The sequence below is a fragment of the Peterkaempfera bronchialis genome (assembly GCF_003258605.2).
Taxonomy (GTDB): Bacteria; Actinomycetota; Actinomycetes; order Streptomycetales; family Streptomycetaceae; genus Peterkaempfera; species Peterkaempfera bronchialis.
Window position 1 is genome coordinate 4,071,183 of record NZ_CP031264.1, and the last position, 15,194, is coordinate 4,086,376.

Annotated in this window: 12 protein-coding genes; 4 read left to right on the plus strand and 8 right to left on the minus strand. The window is 73.4% G+C overall.

What is annotated here, in order from left to right; genetic code table 11:
- Positions 1-91: 91 nt before the first annotated feature.
- From C7M71_RS18110 to C7M71_RS18130, 5 genes are all read right to left on the minus strand, one after another.
- Positions 92-2,089: a flotillin family protein gene (locus C7M71_RS18110; protein ID WP_111492837.1), complete on the minus strand. Its 1,998-nt coding sequence runs from the start codon at positions 2,087-2,089 to the stop codon at positions 92-94.
- 57 nt (positions 2,090-2,146) lie between these two features.
- On the minus strand, positions 2,147-2,836 hold the full coding sequence (locus tag C7M71_RS18115) for an OB-fold-containig protein (RefSeq protein ID WP_111492836.1): 690 nt from the start codon (positions 2,834-2,836) through the stop codon (positions 2,147-2,149).
- A gap of 282 nt (positions 2,837-3,118) precedes the next feature.
- Positions 3,119-4,228, minus strand: coding sequence for a PucR family transcriptional regulator (locus C7M71_RS18120; RefSeq protein ID WP_111492835.1), 1,110 nt, complete (start codon positions 4,226-4,228; stop codon positions 3,119-3,121).
- Between the two features lie 60 nt (positions 4,229-4,288).
- Complete coding sequence (locus C7M71_RS18125) at positions 4,289-5,302, minus strand: Acg family FMN-binding oxidoreductase (RefSeq protein WP_111492839.1); 1,014 nt, start codon at positions 5,300-5,302, stop codon at positions 4,289-4,291.
- Positions 5,303-5,495: 193 nt separating this feature from the next.
- Positions 5,496-5,885: a hypothetical protein gene (locus C7M71_RS18130; RefSeq protein ID WP_111492834.1), complete on the minus strand. Its 390-nt coding sequence runs from the start codon at positions 5,883-5,885 to the stop codon at positions 5,496-5,498.
- Between the two features lie 316 nt (positions 5,886-6,201).
- Between C7M71_RS18130 and ctaD the strand changes: the two genes are divergently transcribed.
- Together ctaD and C7M71_RS18140 are read left to right on the plus strand one after the other, a co-directional pair.
- A complete protein-coding gene (ctaD, locus tag C7M71_RS18135; protein WP_229759151.1) occupies positions 6,202-7,914 on the plus strand; it encodes an aa3-type cytochrome oxidase subunit I in 1,713 nt (570 codons plus the stop codon).
- Complete coding sequence (locus tag C7M71_RS18140) at positions 7,911-8,279, plus strand: hypothetical protein (RefSeq protein ID WP_111492833.1); 369 nt, start codon at positions 7,911-7,913, stop codon at positions 8,277-8,279. The genes ctaD and C7M71_RS18140 overlap by 4 nt, the downstream gene beginning before the upstream one ends.
- 56 nt (positions 8,280-8,335) lie before the next feature.
- Here C7M71_RS18140 and C7M71_RS18145 read toward each other — a convergent pair whose 3' ends face one another.
- Positions 8,336-8,710, minus strand: coding sequence for a DUF488 domain-containing protein (locus tag C7M71_RS18145; protein WP_111492832.1), 375 nt, complete (start codon positions 8,708-8,710; stop codon positions 8,336-8,338).
- Between the two features lie 92 nt (positions 8,711-8,802).
- On the opposite strand from C7M71_RS18145, the gene C7M71_RS18150 reads away from it, so the two are divergent.
- A complete protein-coding gene (locus C7M71_RS18150) occupies positions 8,803-9,561 on the plus strand; it encodes a uracil-DNA glycosylase (protein WP_114914426.1) in 759 nt (252 codons plus the stop codon).
- Between the two features lie 260 nt (positions 9,562-9,821).
- Positions 9,822-12,248: a phosphoketolase family protein gene (locus C7M71_RS18155; protein ID WP_111492091.1), complete on the plus strand. Its 2,427-nt coding sequence runs from the start codon at positions 9,822-9,824 to the stop codon at positions 12,246-12,248.
- Positions 12,249-12,323: 75 nt separating this feature from the next.
- Here C7M71_RS18155 and C7M71_RS18160 read toward each other — a convergent pair whose 3' ends face one another.
- Together C7M71_RS18160 and adhP are read right to left on the minus strand one after the other, a co-directional pair.
- Positions 12,324-14,054, minus strand: coding sequence for a sensor histidine kinase (locus C7M71_RS18160; protein ID WP_229758789.1), 1,731 nt, complete (start codon positions 14,052-14,054; stop codon positions 12,324-12,326).
- A 119-nt stretch (positions 14,055-14,173) separates the two neighbouring features.
- Positions 14,174-15,187 (minus strand): alcohol dehydrogenase AdhP, encoded by a 1,014-nt coding sequence (gene adhP, locus C7M71_RS18165; protein ID WP_111492092.1) that lies wholly within the window; start codon positions 15,185-15,187, stop codon positions 14,174-14,176.
- Between the last annotated feature and the right edge of the window lie 7 nt (positions 15,188-15,194).

A 15,194-nucleotide genomic window follows, 5' to 3' on the forward strand; every position in this document is an offset into this window, starting at 1 on the left:
GCCGGGTTGTTCACTGCCGGCCGGGTTGTTCACTGCCGGTCGGCTTGGAGCAGCCGCCAGGGCTGCTCCTGGTCTCACTGCCGGGCCGGGCCTACTGCTGGGCGGTGCCGTTGGCGGCCGGGACGACCGCCGTCCGCTGCTGCACCTCGGCAAGCAGCGCCCGCAGCTGCTCGCCGTCCGTCCCCCTCAACTGCTGCGCGACCGCCGCGCTCAGACCGAGGTTGGCCAGGTCGCCGGAGCCGAACGAGCTCAGCACCTTGGTCAGGTCCTCGGTGAAGTCGGCCGAGCCGTCCAGCCAGGACTTGCCGAGCGCCTGCGCGGTCTCGGAGTGCTGGACGAAGCCGTCCATGCCCTTGCCCAGCGAGACCGCATTGACCAGCCGGTCGAAGAAGACGGTGTCCCCGCCCACGATGTCGATCTTCGCCTGCTGAAGTCCGGTGCCCAGCAGGGCCGCCTGCGCCTCGGCGACCTGCCGCTGCGCGTCCAGACCGGCCAGCCGGACCGACTTCTCGGCCTCCAGCCGCAGCCGGTACTCCTCGTGGCCCCGACCCGCCTCGTCCAGCTTGGCCATCGCGGCGGCCTTGTCGGTCAGCCCCTCGGCCTCCGCCTTCAGCTTCTCCCGCACCACGGCGGCGGCGGACAGCGCCTTCTGCTGCTCCACGGCGGCCTCGGCCATGCCGACCTTCTCGATCGCCTCGGCGTCCCGCAGCCGCACCTGCGCGGCGGCCAGCCCCTCGGCGGCGGCCTTGGCCTGGGCGGCGTCGGCGAGCCGTACGGCGGCGCGGGCGTCCAACTCGGCGGCCTTCTCCCGGGACTCGGCGAGCACCAGCGCCTCGCGCGCCTTGAACTGGGCGGCCTGCTCGGCGGCCTCCGCCGCCTTGATGTCCTTGACCAGGCTCTCCTGCGCCTCGGCCTCGGCCTGGATCACCAGCGCCTCGCGGGTGCGCTCGGCCTCCTCCACGATCCGCAGCCGCTTGATCGCCTCCTCCTGCTCGGCGACGGTCTTCTCCACCGCGATCCGCTCCCGCACCACGTCGGCGATGGAGCGCTTCTCGGCCTCGACCTCCTTGTCGGCGGCGATCCGGGTGAGCGCGGTCTCCCGCTCCCGGGCGATGACCTCCAGCTGCCGGGCCTTCTCGATCCGCTCGGCCTCGACCGCGATCACCCGCTCGCGGTTCTTCTCGGCGACCGCGATCTCCCGGGCCTGGTTCTCCTGCTGGATGCCCAGCTGCTCCTCGGTGCGCAGATGGGCCGCGTGCGCCTTGAGCCGCTCCTCCTCCTGCACCCGGGCGATCTCGGCCTCCTCGCGGGCCCGCAGGGTCTCGATCTCCCGGCGCTGCTTGATCTCGGCCTCCGCGCGGCGCCGCTCCAGCTCCAGCACGGCCTCCCGGGCGTCGACGTTCCGCCGGGTGATCTCCTTCTCCTCGGTGCGCTCGAACTCGTTGGTCCGCACATGCTCCAGCGAGGTCAGCTCGGTGATCTTCCGGATGCCCTGGGCGTCCAGGATGTTGGCCGCGTCCAGCTGGCTCATCGGGGTCTGCTCAAGGTAGTCGATCGCCGCGTCCTCAAGGTGGTAGCCGTTGAGGTCGGTGCCGATGACGCCGATGATCCGGTCCCGGAACTCCTCGCGCTTGGTGTAGAGGTCCACAAAGTCCAGCTGCTTGCCGACGGTCTTCAGCGCCTCGGCGAACTTGGCGGCGAACAGCACCTGGAGGGTCTCCTGGTGGCTGGCCCGCTCGGTGCCGATGGCCTGCGCCACCTTGATGACGTCCTCGGCGGTCTTGTTGACCCGGACGAAGAAGGCGATCCGGATGTCGGCCCTGATGTTGTCCTGGCAGATCAGGCCCTCGCGGCCGGTGCGGGCGATCTCGATGGTCTTCACCGAGATGTCCATCACCTCGGCCTTGTGCAGCACCGGCAGCACCATGGCCCCGGTGAAGGTGACGTCCACGGCGCGGGTCTTGGAGATGATCAGTGCCTTGCCCTGCTCCACCTTGCGGAACAGTCGGCCGATCATGAGCAGCGCACCCAGTGCGATGAGCAGGACGACGGCGATGAGTACGCCGAGGCCGGTGGTGATGGCGTCCATGAGCAGTCCCAGGAGTCGGATCGATTGGTGGAGCGGGAGTGTGCGGCCGGCGGCGCGTCAGAGGGCCGGTTGCTGCCCGTACGGCATGACGCGGAAGAACTCGCCGTCGCTGTCGTAGTCGAAGATCAGTGCGGTGGACCCGGCCGTCAGCGGCACATCGTCGGTCTGCCGCACCTGGATGACGGCCGAGGAGCCGTCGGGCGAGGTCACCTCGGCCTGGCCGAACCCCGCGTCGACCCGCCCGGTGCGGACCACGCAGGTCAGCCCGACGAAGCCATGGCGGGACGGCGGCCGGACATCCGGCCAGATCCGGCGCAGCGGCCGTACCAGCAGCCGGGTGGCGAGCCAGCCGACCAGCACCGCCACCAGCAGGGCCAGCGCCGCCAGCGGGGCGGTGACCAGGGTGGGGGCGCCGGTGCGGTGGAGGCCGTCCAGCAGCACCGTGGCGACCAGGCTCGCGAACCAGGTCAGGGCGATCAGCAGGGAGAGGGAGACGGTGGCCGGTACACCGCCGAGGCCGGCGGCGGCCAGCAGCCCGGCGAAGCCGTGCGGGCCGTCGTCACCGGCATCGTGGTCGGCGGCATGGCCGGCGTCATGGCCGACGTCATGGCCGTCACCCGAGTGGTGGTGCGCATCGCCCGCGAATCCGCCGAGCAGGGCGACGGCCCAGTATGCGACCACCACCAGCAGTGCAAAGCTGAACACTACGGCCGGGAAGCCCAGCGCGGCGTCGATGAACCCCGTCACTTTGCACCTCCCCCTTCCCGGCCTGTAGGCCGTGCCGGGCCGACCTGCCCGGGGTGCCTTCGGCGCCCGGTGTCAAGGTGTTCCGACGGAGCCATTCTGGCGGGTGGGACGGTGCGGCCACATTGCCGGAACCCGGCAGTCTTTACACCGCTTTGACATCCGGGGTTCGGAGGACAGGGCAGGTCGGCGCCGGATTTGTGCTGACGGATCGCCAGATGTCTTCCCTGTTGGGTCGGAAACCCGTACTGCCGGGGGCAGGGTGCCCCAGGTCCACCGGGCGCCTCAGAGCGGTCTCGCCGGCCAGTCCAGCAGCCGGGCGCCCATCGCGGCGGTCTCCAGGGTGTAGCGCTGGAGCGGATCGTCCGCGTCATAGCCCGTCAGCGTCCGGATCCGGTCCAGCCGGTAGGTCAGCGCACGGACGCTCAGCCGCAGCTGCCGGGCCGCTTCCGCGCCCACATAGCGGGCCGCCGAGTACGCCGCCAGTGTCTCCAGCAGCGGTTCGGCGCCGCCGCGGGCCTCGCGCAGCGGCCCCAGCACGGTCAGCACCAGATCGGCCATGGCCGCCCGGTCCCGCAGCAGCACCGGAAAGACCAGCAGGTCGGCGGCCCTCAGCATGGCCGCGTCCAGCCCAAGGCGCTCCGCCAGCTCGATGGCGCTCAGCGCCTCCTCGTAGGAGCGCACCACCCCGGCGGGGCCGCTGTGCGGGCGGCCCACCGCGAGCTGGAGCCGCCCCGGGCCGCCCGCCTCGGGTGCCGTCGCCAGGGCGGCCAGCGCCTCGGGTACGGAGGTCTCGGCGGCCGGGGCGATGCACACCAGGCGCCCCTCCTTGGTGGTGAGCAGCACCTGGTGCTCACCGAAGCGGCCCACCAGCTCCCGCTCCAGCCGCCGGGCGAGCGGATGGGCGTCGTCGTACCGCTCACCGCTCCAGGCCACCGTCACGGTGTGCGCACGGGCCAGCCGCAGGCCGAACCGCTCGGCCCGCTCGGAGAGTCGGCCCAGGTCGCTGCGGCCGTAGAGCAGGTCGTCGATGAACTCCTGACGGGCCGCCTCCTCCTGGCGCACCGCCAGCCGCTGCGCCCGCTCATACCCCTCGGCCAGCGCGGCGACGGCCGCGTCGGCGGCGGCGAGCACCGATCCGCCGGTCCGGCGCAGCTCGGCGGCGCCGGTGGCGCCGGTGACGCCGGGCAGGGTGTCCCAGGCCCGCCGGGTGGCCCGCAGATAGAGGCCGACCAGTCCGCGCAGGCCGTGGCCCTGCTCGGCGGCCTGCTCGCCCAGGTGGCGCAGGCCGTCCAGCTCGGTGCGGCCCGGCAGCCGGCCGGTGGCCGACACCTCCGCCAGCAGCTCCGGATAGCCGTCCACGAACCGCGCCGGTATCGCCCCGCCCCGCCGCATCAGCCCTCCCTGACCATGCCCGTTCTCGGTCCGGCCAGGTTACGCGGGGCGGGGCGGGGGTCAGCGGGCGCGGGTGGCGGGGTGCGGGAGGCCCTTCTCCTCCGCCAGCGTCTCGGCGGCCGGGCGGCGCGGGGTGGCCGGGCCCTGCGGCCCGTACCCGATGCGGATCAGCATCTGCGGGCTGCACACCTCGGACTGCGGGTCGCGCAGCAGCCAGCGCAGGTCGGCCCACTCCATCGGCTGGTGCAGCAGGGAGGCGCGCAGGCCGTGCGCGGTGAGCACCAGCAGGACGTGTTCCAGGGCCTGCCCGGCCCGCAGCCAGTCCACCCGGCGGTCATGACGGGTGGTCAGCACCGCCAGTCGCGGATGCTCCTCGAAGGGTGCCGTCTCCTGGTGCTGCCGCAGCGGGTGGCCGGAGAAGTCCCGCATCGGCATCCTGGCCGCCGCGTCCTGCGGGCCCAGCGCCCTCGAAGGGATGCCGTACGGGCCCTCGCCCGGCTCGGTGATCCAGGAGCGGGTCTCCGTCCGGCGGCCCGGCTCGCCGGTGTTGCGCTGCTCCGCCTCGGAGGTCAGCGCCAGTACCCGGGCCGACTCCGCCGGGCCGGGGAGCCGCAGCTCCGCGCCCTCGGTGCGGGCGGCGGCGACCAGCTCGGCGAGCACGGCGTCGGGCACCGGGGTGTCGCTGAACGGCAGCCGGCTGGAGTGCCGCTGCCAGACCGCTTCATACAGGTCGGCGCGGTCCGTACCGGCGGCGCGCGGTGGACCGGCCAGCCGGACGGCGGCGAGCAGGCCCGGGTCGGCCGGGCGGGGCAGCAGCCGCAGCACCGGTTCCCAGCCGAAGTGCGCGGCGGCGACCCGCAGGTTGAACACCGCGCCGCCCACCGAGATGTGCAGCGCGCGCCCGGTGGGGTCGGCCAGCCGCAGGGCCCGCTCCGGGGCCGCGTGCACCTCGATGACGCGGGTGGCCGGGTCCAGCCGGAACCGCCAGGGCTGGGTGTTGTGGATCGACGGGGCTGCGACCGCTGCGGAGACCAGGGCCTCCAGGGTCTTGGCGTCCAGGACCGGTGCGGGCATGGCCATCCCCTCCTCGGGCGGGGATCGTGCTGTCAGGTCATGCCACCAGGGTGCATCCATCGGCCGGGGTCGCGCAGGGCCCGGCGGTCCCGGCCGGTGGGGCCGAACGTCACCGGGTCGCCGCCAGCCGCTCGCTGTCGCCCGCTCGCCGTCGCCCGGTCGCCGTCGCCCGCTCGCTGTCAGCCGGTCGCCGTCACCCGGGAGGCGTCGGCCGGATCCGCATCCCGGGGCGGCGCCGGTGCACGGTGAGGTAGGCCAGGCCGTCGGGCCCGGCCGCCAGCTCCCGGGTGGAGCCGTGCGGCAGCCACAGCAGGGTGCCCCCGGTGAGCTGCCGGGCCGCCCCCTCCGTGCCGCCGTACAGGGTGCCGCCGCCGGCCACCACCAGCAGCAGGACGTCGAGGTCGGGTTCGGCGTGGGCGGCGACACGCTGGTCGGGCGGCAGGCGGACCAGGTTGGCGTCCAACTGGCGGCCGGACTCGGCCAGCCGCCACAGCGCGCCGGAGGCCGAGGCGTCGGCGTCGGCGGCCAGCGCCGCGAGGTCGCAGAGCACCCGGGGGAGGGGCTCCGGCTCGGACTCCGTCATCGGCCGCCGCCCGGCGTCGGCGGGACCGGCCGGGCCTGCGCCCTGACGGTCCGATCGGGTGCGCGCTCGGGCAGGGGCCCGTTCACGGTGGTGCGGATGCCGAAGACGGCCGGCACAGCGGCTCCTCTCTCTGCGGGACCCCGTCGGTGGTACCGATTATGACGCGCCGGGGCACCGCCGGACCCGTCCCCCGATTGCAGTACGCATTCGGGTGATTACTGGTTGTTGTCAGTGGCTCGTGTCATCGTGATCCGGTCGAGATGGGCTGTCGATCGCGAGGAGTGCCCCGGTGACCACGACTGACACGACGGGCCAGGTGGGGGCGGAGCAACCGCCCCCGCCGGTGCGGACGAGCCGAGGGCGGGTGGTGGTCGACTGGCTGACCACCACCGACCACAAGAAGATCGGCACGCTGTACATGGTCACCTCGTTCGCCTTCTTCCTGATCGGCGGGATCCTCGCCCTGGTCATGCGGGCCGAGCTGGCCCGGCCGGGCACCCAGGTGGTGTCGAACGAGCAGTTCAACCAGGCGTTCACCATGCATGGCACGCTGATGCTGCTGATGTTCGCGACGCCGCTCTTCGCCGGCTTCGCCAACTGGATCATGCCGTTGCAGATCGGTGCGCCGGATGTGGCGTTCCCGAGGCTGAACATGTTCGCCTACTGGCTCTACCTCTTCGGCTCGCTGATGGCGGTGTGCGGCTTCCTCACCCCGCAGGGGGCCGCGTCCTTCGGGTGGTTCGCCTACTCCCCGCTCTCCGACATCGTCCACTCGCCGAGCATCGGCGCCGATATGTGGATCATGGGTCTGGCCTTCTCCGGCTTCGGCACCATCCTCGGCTCGGTCAACTTCATCACCACGATCATCTGCATGCGCGCCCCCGGTATGACGATGTTCCGGATGCCGATCTTCACCTGGAACGTTCTGCTCACCGGCGTCCTGGTGCTGCTGGCCTTCCCGGTGCTGGCCGCCGGGCTGCTGGCGCTGGAGGCGGACCGCAAGTTCGGCGCCCATGTCTTCGAGGCGGCCAACGGCGGCGCGATCCTCTGGCAGCACCTCTTCTGGTTCTTCGGCCATCCGGAGGTGTACATCATCGCGCTGCCGTTCTTCGGCATCGTCTCGGAGATCTTCCCGGTCTTCAGCCGCAAGCCGATGTTCGGCTACGCCGGTCTGATCGCGGCCACCATCGCCATCGCCGGCCTCTCGGTGACGGTCTGGGCGCACCACATGTATGTCACCGGGCAGGTGCTGCTGCCGTTCTTCTCGCTGATGTCGTTTCTGATCGCGGTCCCGACCGGGGTGAAGTTCTTCAACTGGATCGGCACCATGTGGCGGGGGTCGCTCTCCTTCGAGACGCCGATGCTCTGGGCGGTCGGCTTCCTGGTGACCTTCCTCTTCGGCGGTCTGACCGGGGTGCTGCTGGCCTCGCCGCCGATCGACTTCCATGTCTCGGACTCGTACTTCGTGGTCGCCCACTTCCACTACGTGGTCTTCGGCACCGTGGTCTTCGCGATGTTCGCCGGGTTCTACTTCTGGTGGCCCAAGTTCAGCGGCAAGATGCTGGACGAGCGGCTGGGGAAGATCCACTTCTGGACGCTCTTCGTGGGCTTCCACACCACCTTCCTGGTGCAGCACTGGCTGGGCGCCGACGGCATGCCCCGCCGGTACGCCGACTACCTCGCCTCCGACGGCTTCACCACCCTGAACACGGTCTCCACCATCGGCTCCTTCCTGCTCGGCCTGTCGATGCTGCCGTTCCTCTACAACGTGTGGAAGACCGCCAAGTACGGCGAGAAGGTCACCGTGGACGACCCCTGGGGCTACGGCCGCTCCCTGGAGTGGGCCACCACCTGCCCGCCGCCCCGGCACAACTTCGTCACCCTGCCGCGCGTCCGCTCCGAATCCCCCGCCTTCGATCTGCACCACCCCGACATCGCCGCCCACGGGTACTTCGAGGACCACGGGCTCCCCGGCGAGACAGTGGGCTCCCGGCCCGCGATCGGCGGGGAGGCAGGCCCGGAGCAGTGAGGCGGCCAGGCGACGCCGGAGGCGGACCCGACCCGCGCCGGGAGTCCGTCCGGGGGCTGCACCAGCTGGAGGGCTATCTGCTCTGGCAGGGCGAGACCGCCACCGCCCGGGAGCAGGCCGAGGCGTTCGCCGACCGGCTGCCCTGGCTCACCGGCCCGCAGCGCGAGGAGGTGGTGCTCGCGTACACGGACGACCGGCTGGAGGTCTCCCGCGCGGTCATCTGCCGCATCGCCGACCGGGCCCGCGAGCTGCAACGCCAGTACGCCGCCCGCTACCGGACCCTCCAGGTCCGGCTGCTGGCCCTCTTCCTGGTGGCCGTCGCCGGGTCCGGTGCCCTGCTGCGCCTGCTCGGCGACACGGGGTGAACGGGGTGAACAGGGTGAACGGGGTGACCCGGACGGCCGGGGTGACCCGGGCGGGATCAGTCCACGTCGGTCAGCACCAGGGCGAGAACGGCGGCCTGGCTGTGCTCGACATCCCGGGTGGCCGTGAGCAGGGTCAGCCCGTCATGCTCGGCGATCTCCCGGAGATGCGCCACGGCCTGCTGCCGCTCCGGGTTCTGCAACTCGTTCTGGTAGCGGCGGCGGAACTCCGAGAAGCGCTCCGGCCGATGGGCGAACCAGTGCCGCAGATCGGTGGACGGGGCGACATCCTGCAGCCACTCGTCGAGGTGGGCGTCCTCCTTGCGCACGCCTCGCGGCCAGATGCGGTCCACCAGCACCCGCACCCCGTCCCGGGGCGACGCCTCCTCGTAGATGCGTCGGCAGGTGATGGTCTTGGTGCTGTTCTTGGTCATGGCAGCGCTCCTTGTGCCGCCGGACACTCGGACCAGTCCATCGTACGTTCGGCACCCCGCGCGGGGCGCAGCGAGCGAGAGGAGCACGGCGGATGCGGCACCCGGCCCGGCCGGACGAACCCGGCTTCCCCGCCGCCCGCGCCCCCGGTGCTGACCACCTCGCCGAGCTCGACGCCAACCTGGTCACCTGCCGCGCCTGCCCCCGGCTGGTGGCCTGGCGCGAGGAGGCCGGGCGAGTCCGCCGGAGGGCCTTCGCCGATCAGGAGTACTGGGCCAGACCGGTCCCCGACTTCGGCCCCCCGGACGCCGCGCTCGCCGTCGTCGGCCTCGCCCCGGCCGCGCACGGCGGCAACCGCACCGGGCGGGCCTTCACCGGAGACCCCTCCGGCGATGTGCTCTACGCCGCCCTGCACTCCCTCGGCCTCGCCAACCAGCCCACCGCCCGCCACCGAGGCGACGGACTCGCGCTGCGCGGCGTGCGGATCACCATGCCGGTCCACTGCGCCCCGCCGGAGAACCGCCCCACCCCCGCCGAGCGGGACACCTGCCGCCCCTGGCTGGCCCGCGAGCTGGAGCTGCTGCGGCCGACGCTGCGCGCCGCCGTGGTCCTCGGCGGGTTCGGCTGGCAGGCGCTGCTGCCGGTGCTCGCCGCCGCCGGCTGGCGGCTGCCCCGGCCCCGCCCGCCCTTCGGCCACGGCGCCCGGGTGCGCCTGGCCGACCCTGCCGGCGGCCCGGAACTGCATCTGCTGGGCTGCTACCACCCCAGCCGCCGCAATGTCTCCACCGGCCGGGTCACCCCGCAGATGGTGGCCGACGTACTGCGCGCGGGGGCGGCGGCAGCCGGGCTGTGAGCACGGCACGGAGCGGCGCCCCAGCATGGCCCGGCTGCCGCCGGGTACCCATCGCCAGGAGCCCGTCCCGCGCGGCGGCTCCCGGCGGCGGGCCGTGCGGCGGGCCGTGCGGCGGGCCGTGCGGCGCACACGGTGCCCCGTACGGCCCTGGCGGGACGGCCCCGGGCGGCGCAGGCTCGGCAGGACGGCGGCCACCGCGCGCGCCGACGAGCGAGTGACGTACTGCGATCCCGGCACGGCGATCCCCCGAAGGAGCAGTCATGCATGACGTCCGCCCCCCAGCCGAGGCAACCGTGGTCACCGACGAGGAACTGGCGGCCCTGGACGCCCACTGGCGAGCCGCCAACTACCTCTCCGCCGGGCAGATCTACCTGCTGGCCAACCCGCTGCTCACCGAGCCGCTCCGCCCCGAGCACGTCAAGCCACGGCTGCTGGGCCACTGGGGCACCTCCCCGGGCCTCAACCTGGTCCACACCCACCTCAACCGGGTGATCGCCGCCCGCGGGCTGGACGCGATCTGCATCTGGGGCCCCGGCCACGGCGGCCCGGCCGTGGTCGCCAACTCCTGGCTGGAGGGCAGCTACACCCAGACCTACCCCGACGTCACCAGGGACGCCGCCGGTATGGCCCGGCTCTTCCGCCAGTTCTCCTTCCCCGGCGGCATCCCCAGCCATGTCGCGCCGGAGACCCCCGGCTCCATCCACGAGGGCGGCGAACTCGGCTACTCCCTGGCGCACGCCTACGGCGCCGCGCTGGACAACCCCGACCTGCTGGTGGCCTGCGTGATCGGCGACGGCGAGGCGGAGACCGGGCCGCTGGCGGCTGCCTGGCACTCCAACAAGTTCCTGGACCCGGTGCGCGACGGCGCCGTACTGCCGATCCTGCACCTCAACGGCTACAAGATCGCCAACCCGACGGTGCTCGCCCGCATCCCCGAGAAGGAACTGGACGAGCTGCTGCGCGGCTACGGCCACCACCCCATCCATGTCACCGGCGACGACCCGGCCCTCGTGCACCGGGCCATGGCCGAGGCCATGGACACCGCCCTGGACCACATCGCGGTCATCCAGCGCACCGCCCGCGACGAGGGCATCCCCGACCGCCCCCGCTGGCCGGTCATCGTGCTGCGCACCCCCAAGGGCTGGACCGGCCCCGCCGAGGTCGACGGGCTGCCGGTGGAGGGCACCTGGCGGGCCCACCAGGTGCCGCTCTCCGAGGTGCGCAGCAACCCCGACCACCTACGCCAGCTGGAGGAGTGGATGCGCTCCTACCGGCCGGAGGAGCTCTTCGACGCGGAGGGCCGCCCCCGGCCGCAGGTGCTCGCCTGCATCCCCGAGGGCGCCCACCGGCTGGGAACCAACCCGCACGCCAACGGCGGCCTGCTGCTGCGCGAGCTGCCCGTCCCGCCGCTGGAGAAGCACGCCGTGCCGGTCGACAAGCCCGGCGGCTCCCTGCACGAGCCGACCCGCGTGCTGGGCGACCTGCTGGAGGACGTGATGGCGGCCACCGCCGACCGCCGCGACTTCCGGCTGGTCGGGCCGGACGAGACCGCCTCCAACCGGCTCCAGGCGGTGTACGGGGTGACCGGCAAGGCATGGGAGGCCGAGACCCTGCCCACCGACGAGTACCTGGTGCGCGGCGGCCGGGTGATGGAGATCCTCTCCGAGCACACCTGCCAGGGCTGGCTGGAGGGCTATCTGCTGACCGGGCGGCATGGGCTGTTCTCCTGCTACGAGGCGTTTGTGCACATCGTCGACTCGATGGCCAACCAGCACATCAAGTGGCTGCGCACCGCCCGCCGGCTGACCTGGCGGGCCCCCATCGCCTCGCTCAACTACCTGCTCACCTCGCATGTCTGGCGCCAGGACCACAACGGCTTCTCGCACCAGGACCCGGGCTTTGTCGACCATGTGCTCAACAAGAGCCCGGAGGTGGTCCGGGTCTATCTGCCGCCGGACGCCAACACCCTGCTGGCCGTCGCCGACCATGTGCTGCGCAGCCGCGACTACGTCAATGTGGTGGTCGCCGGCAAGCAGCCCTGCTTCGACTGGCTGGACCTGGAGCAGGCCCGCGCCCACTGCGCCCGGGGCGCCGGGATCTGGGAGTGGGCCTCCACCGGCGAGGGCGGCGAGGGCGGCGAGGGCGGCGAGGGCGGCGAGGGCGGCGGGGGCGAGCCCGATGTGGTGCTGGCCTGCGCCGGCGATGTCCCCACCCTGGAGGTGCTGGCCGCCGCCGACCTGCTGCACCGCCATCTGCCGGACCTGCGGGTGCGGGTGGTCAATGTGGTGGACATCGCCCGGCTGATGCCGCAGGGGGAGCATCCGCACGGCATGCCGGACCAGGAGTACGACGCCCTGTTCACCCGCGACAAGCCGGTGATCTTCGCGTACCACGGCTACCCGTGGCTGATCCACCGGCTCACCTACCGCCGGGCCAACCACTCCAACCTGCATGTCCGGGGCTACAAGGAGGAGGGCACCACCACCACGCCGTTCGACATGGTGGTCCGCAACGACCTGGACCGCTACCGGCTGGTGATGGACGTCATCGACCGGGTGCCTGGGCTGGCCGTCCGCGCGGCGCCGGTCCGGCAGGCGATGGCGGACGTCCGCTTCCGGCACGAGGGCTGGATCAGGGAACACGGCACCGACCTGCCCGAGGTCGCCGACTGGTCCTGGACCCGCTGAGCCCCGCAGGCCCGGCCGGGCGGGTGCCCGGCCGGGCCTGTTTGGGCTGTTTTGTCCGCTTGGGCGGTGCGGCGGTCAGGCGGCGCGGTCGCTGAGCGGAGCGCACCAGGTCAGCCGGGTGCCGCCACCGGGCGGGGACTCCAGCAGCAGGGCACCGCCCAGTTGCTCGGCCCGCTCGGCGAGGTTGCGCAGTCCGCTGCGACGGCCGCCCTCCGGGATGCCCACCCCGTCGTCCTCGACGGTGAGGGCGACCCGGTCGCCGGTGGCCTCCAGCAGGACATCCACCCGCCTGGCCCGGGCGTGCCGGGCCGCATTGGCCAGGGCCTCGCCCAGGGCCGCCGCCACCTGGTCGGCTACGGCGGCGGCGACCCCGGTGTCCAGCAGCCCCTCCATCCGCAGCCGGGGCGCGAAGCCGAGCACCGCAGCCGCCTCGTCCACCAGCCGGGCGGCGCGGGACCGCAGGGAGCGCCCGCTGCCGCGCTCCCGGGCGCGCAGGCCGAAGATGGCCGAGCGGATGATCTTCACCGTGTCGTCCAGGTCGTCCACCGCCCGCCGGACCCGGTCCGCCGCCTCCGGGTGGTCGATGAACCGCCCTGCGCTCTGCAAGGTCATCCCGGTGGCGAAGAGCCGCTGAATGGCCAGGTCGTGCAGGTCCCGGGCGATCCGGTCGCGGTCCTCCAGAATCGCCAACTGCTCGGCGTCCCGCCGGTGGTCCGCCAGCTCCAGCGCCAGCCCGGCCTGCCCGGCGAACCCCAGCAGCGGCCGGATCTCCTCCTGCCCGAAGGGCGGCTCCCCGGGCAGTCGCGCCAGCATCAGCACCCCGCGCGCCTGCCCGGCCGCGGCCCCCATCGGCACGGCCACGGCCGGGCCCAGCCCGGAGCCGCGCAGCGGGCCCACCGTGATCCGGGGGTCGCAGCGGACATCGGGGCTGCTGACCGGTACGCCACCGCTGTAGGCGGCCCCGGTGAGGGTCCCGGCGCAGGGCAGCACCAGCCCCTCGCGGTCCGCCGCGCCGTCCCCCACCGCCAGCTCCACCACCAGCTCGTCGCCGTGCGGCAGCGGGACGGCCACATCGGCGACCGCCGCCCCGGTGATCTCCCGGGCCCGCTCGGCGATCAGCCCCAGCACCTGCGCCTGCGGACTGCCCGACAGCAGGCTGCCGGTGACCTCGGCGCCGGCCTGGAGCCACCGCTGCCGCTGCCGGGCCTCCTCGTACAGCCGGGCGTTGTCGATCGCCACGCCCGCCGCCACCGCGAGGGTCGCCAGCACCACCTCGTCCTCGGTGTCGAACTCCCCACCGCCGCGCTTCTCCGCCAGGTAGAGGTTGCCGAACACCTCGTCGCGGACCCGGACCGGCACGCCCAGGAAGGTCCGCATCGGCGGGTGGCCGGGCGGCAGCCCCTGCGCCGCCGGATGGTCGGACAGCTCGGCCAGCCGCAGCGGCTCCGGGTGCCGGATCAGCTCGCCGAGCAGCCCGTGCCCGCTGGGCGCGGGACCGAGGGCGGCGGCCTCCTCCTCGCTGACGCCCACCGTCAGGAACCGCGACAGCGTACGGCCGTCCGAACCGATCACGCCGAGCGCCGCATAGCGCGCGTCCACCAGGGCGGCGCCCGCCTCGACCACCCGCCGCAGCGCCTGGTCCAGCTCCAGCTCCCGGCCCACCGAGAGCACCGCCTCGAAGAGGCCGTGCACCCGGTCGCGGGTGCTCTGGGCCGCGTCGACGCGGGCCTGGAGCTCGTCCAGCAGCTCGTCCAGGCGCATCCGTGCATGGGGGAGCGGGGCGGTGCGGGGGCCGTCGGCGGGCATGGCGTTCCTCGGACGTGATCGGGGGCCGGTCTCTGCTGGTCGGGGCTGGTCGGGGGTTGGTCGGGGGCCGACCGGGGCCGGTCGGGGTCGGTCGTCGCGCTGGTACGGGTCAGCGCAGGTCAGCGCAGGTCGAACACCAGGCGGGCGGTGACCTTGCCGGCCAGCAGCTCGTCCATGCAGGTGTTGACCTCCTCCAGCCGGCGGCTCTCCCGGATCACCCGGGTCCGGCCGAGGGCATGCAGCCGGAAGGTGTCGGCCAGGTCCTGCCGGGTGCCCACGATGGAGCCGACCACCGTGATGCCGTTCAGCACCGTGTCGAAGACCGGCAGCTCCAGCCTGCCCCCGGCCGGCAGCGCGACCAGGACCAGGGTGCCGCCGCGCCGCAGCGAGCCATAGGCGGCCTGGAAGGATTCATTGCTGACCGCCAGCGAGACCGCCGCATCGGCGCCGCCGAGCCGCTGCACCTCGGCCGCGACATCCTGGGTCCGGGCGTCGATGACATGGTCGGCGCCCAACTCCCGGGCCAGCGCCAGCTTGTCGTCGGTGACATCGACGGCGACCGTCTCCGCGCCCGCGATCCGCGCGTACTGGAGCGCCAGATGGCCCAGGCCGCCGATGCCGGAGACCAGCACCCGGGTGCCGGGGCGGGCCCCGGAGACCTTGACCGCCTTGTAGGTGGTGACGCCCGCGCAGGAGAGCGGCGCCGCGTCCAGCGGGTCGACGCCGTCGGGCACCGGCACCACATAGTCGCCGTGGGCGAGGGCGTACTGCGCATGGGCGCCGTCCACCGAGTAGCCGCTGTTGTGCTGCTCCAGGCAGAGCGTCTCCCACCCGGAGACGCAGTGGTCGCAGCGGCCGCAGGCGTCGGCCAGCCAGGGGATGGCCACCCGGTCCCCGACCCGGACGTGCCGGACCTGGTCCCCGGCGGCCTCCACGATGCCGACCCCCTCATGGCCGGGCACAAACGGCGGCTGCGGGGTGACCGGCCAGTCGCCGTGTGCGGCATGGAGGTCGGTGTGGCACAGCCCGGATGCCTCGATGCGCACCCGTACCTGGTGCGGGGCGGGCTCGGGCAGCGGACGGTCCTCGATCACGAGCGGGGCGGTGAAGTCCCGGACGACGGCAGCCTTCATGGGGTCT

Bases quoted from the DNA above. Each gene is read 5' to 3' on its own strand.
- C7M71_RS18155 (WP_111492091.1), top strand. From the start codon at position 9,822: ATGCATGACGTCCGCCCCCCAGCCGAGGCAACCGTGGTCACCGACGAG.
- C7M71_RS18120 (WP_111492835.1), bottom strand. From the start codon at position 4,228: ATGCGGCGGGGCGGGGCGATACCGGCGCGGTTCGTGGACGGCTATCCG.
- C7M71_RS18150 (WP_114914426.1), top strand. From the start codon at position 8,803: ATGCGGCACCCGGCCCGGCCGGACGAACCCGGCTTCCCCGCCGCCCGC.
- C7M71_RS18160 (WP_229758789.1), bottom strand. From the start codon at position 14,054: ATGCCCGCCGACGGCCCCCGCACCGCCCCGCTCCCCCATGCACGGATG.
- C7M71_RS18125 (WP_111492839.1), bottom strand. From the start codon at position 5,302: ATGCCCGCACCGGTCCTGGACGCCAAGACCCTGGAGGCCCTGGTCTCC.
- C7M71_RS18145 (WP_111492832.1), bottom strand. From the start codon at position 8,710: ATGACCAAGAACAGCACCAAGACCATCACCTGCCGACGCATCTACGAG.
- C7M71_RS18110 (WP_111492837.1), bottom strand. From the start codon at position 2,089: ATGGACGCCATCACCACCGGCCTCGGCGTACTCATCGCCGTCGTCCTG.
- C7M71_RS18130 (WP_111492834.1), bottom strand. From the start codon at position 5,885: ATGACGGAGTCCGAGCCGGAGCCCCTCCCCCGGGTGCTCTGCGACCTC.
- adhP (WP_111492092.1), bottom strand. From the start codon at position 15,187: ATGAAGGCTGCCGTCGTCCGGGACTTCACCGCCCCGCTCGTGATCGAG.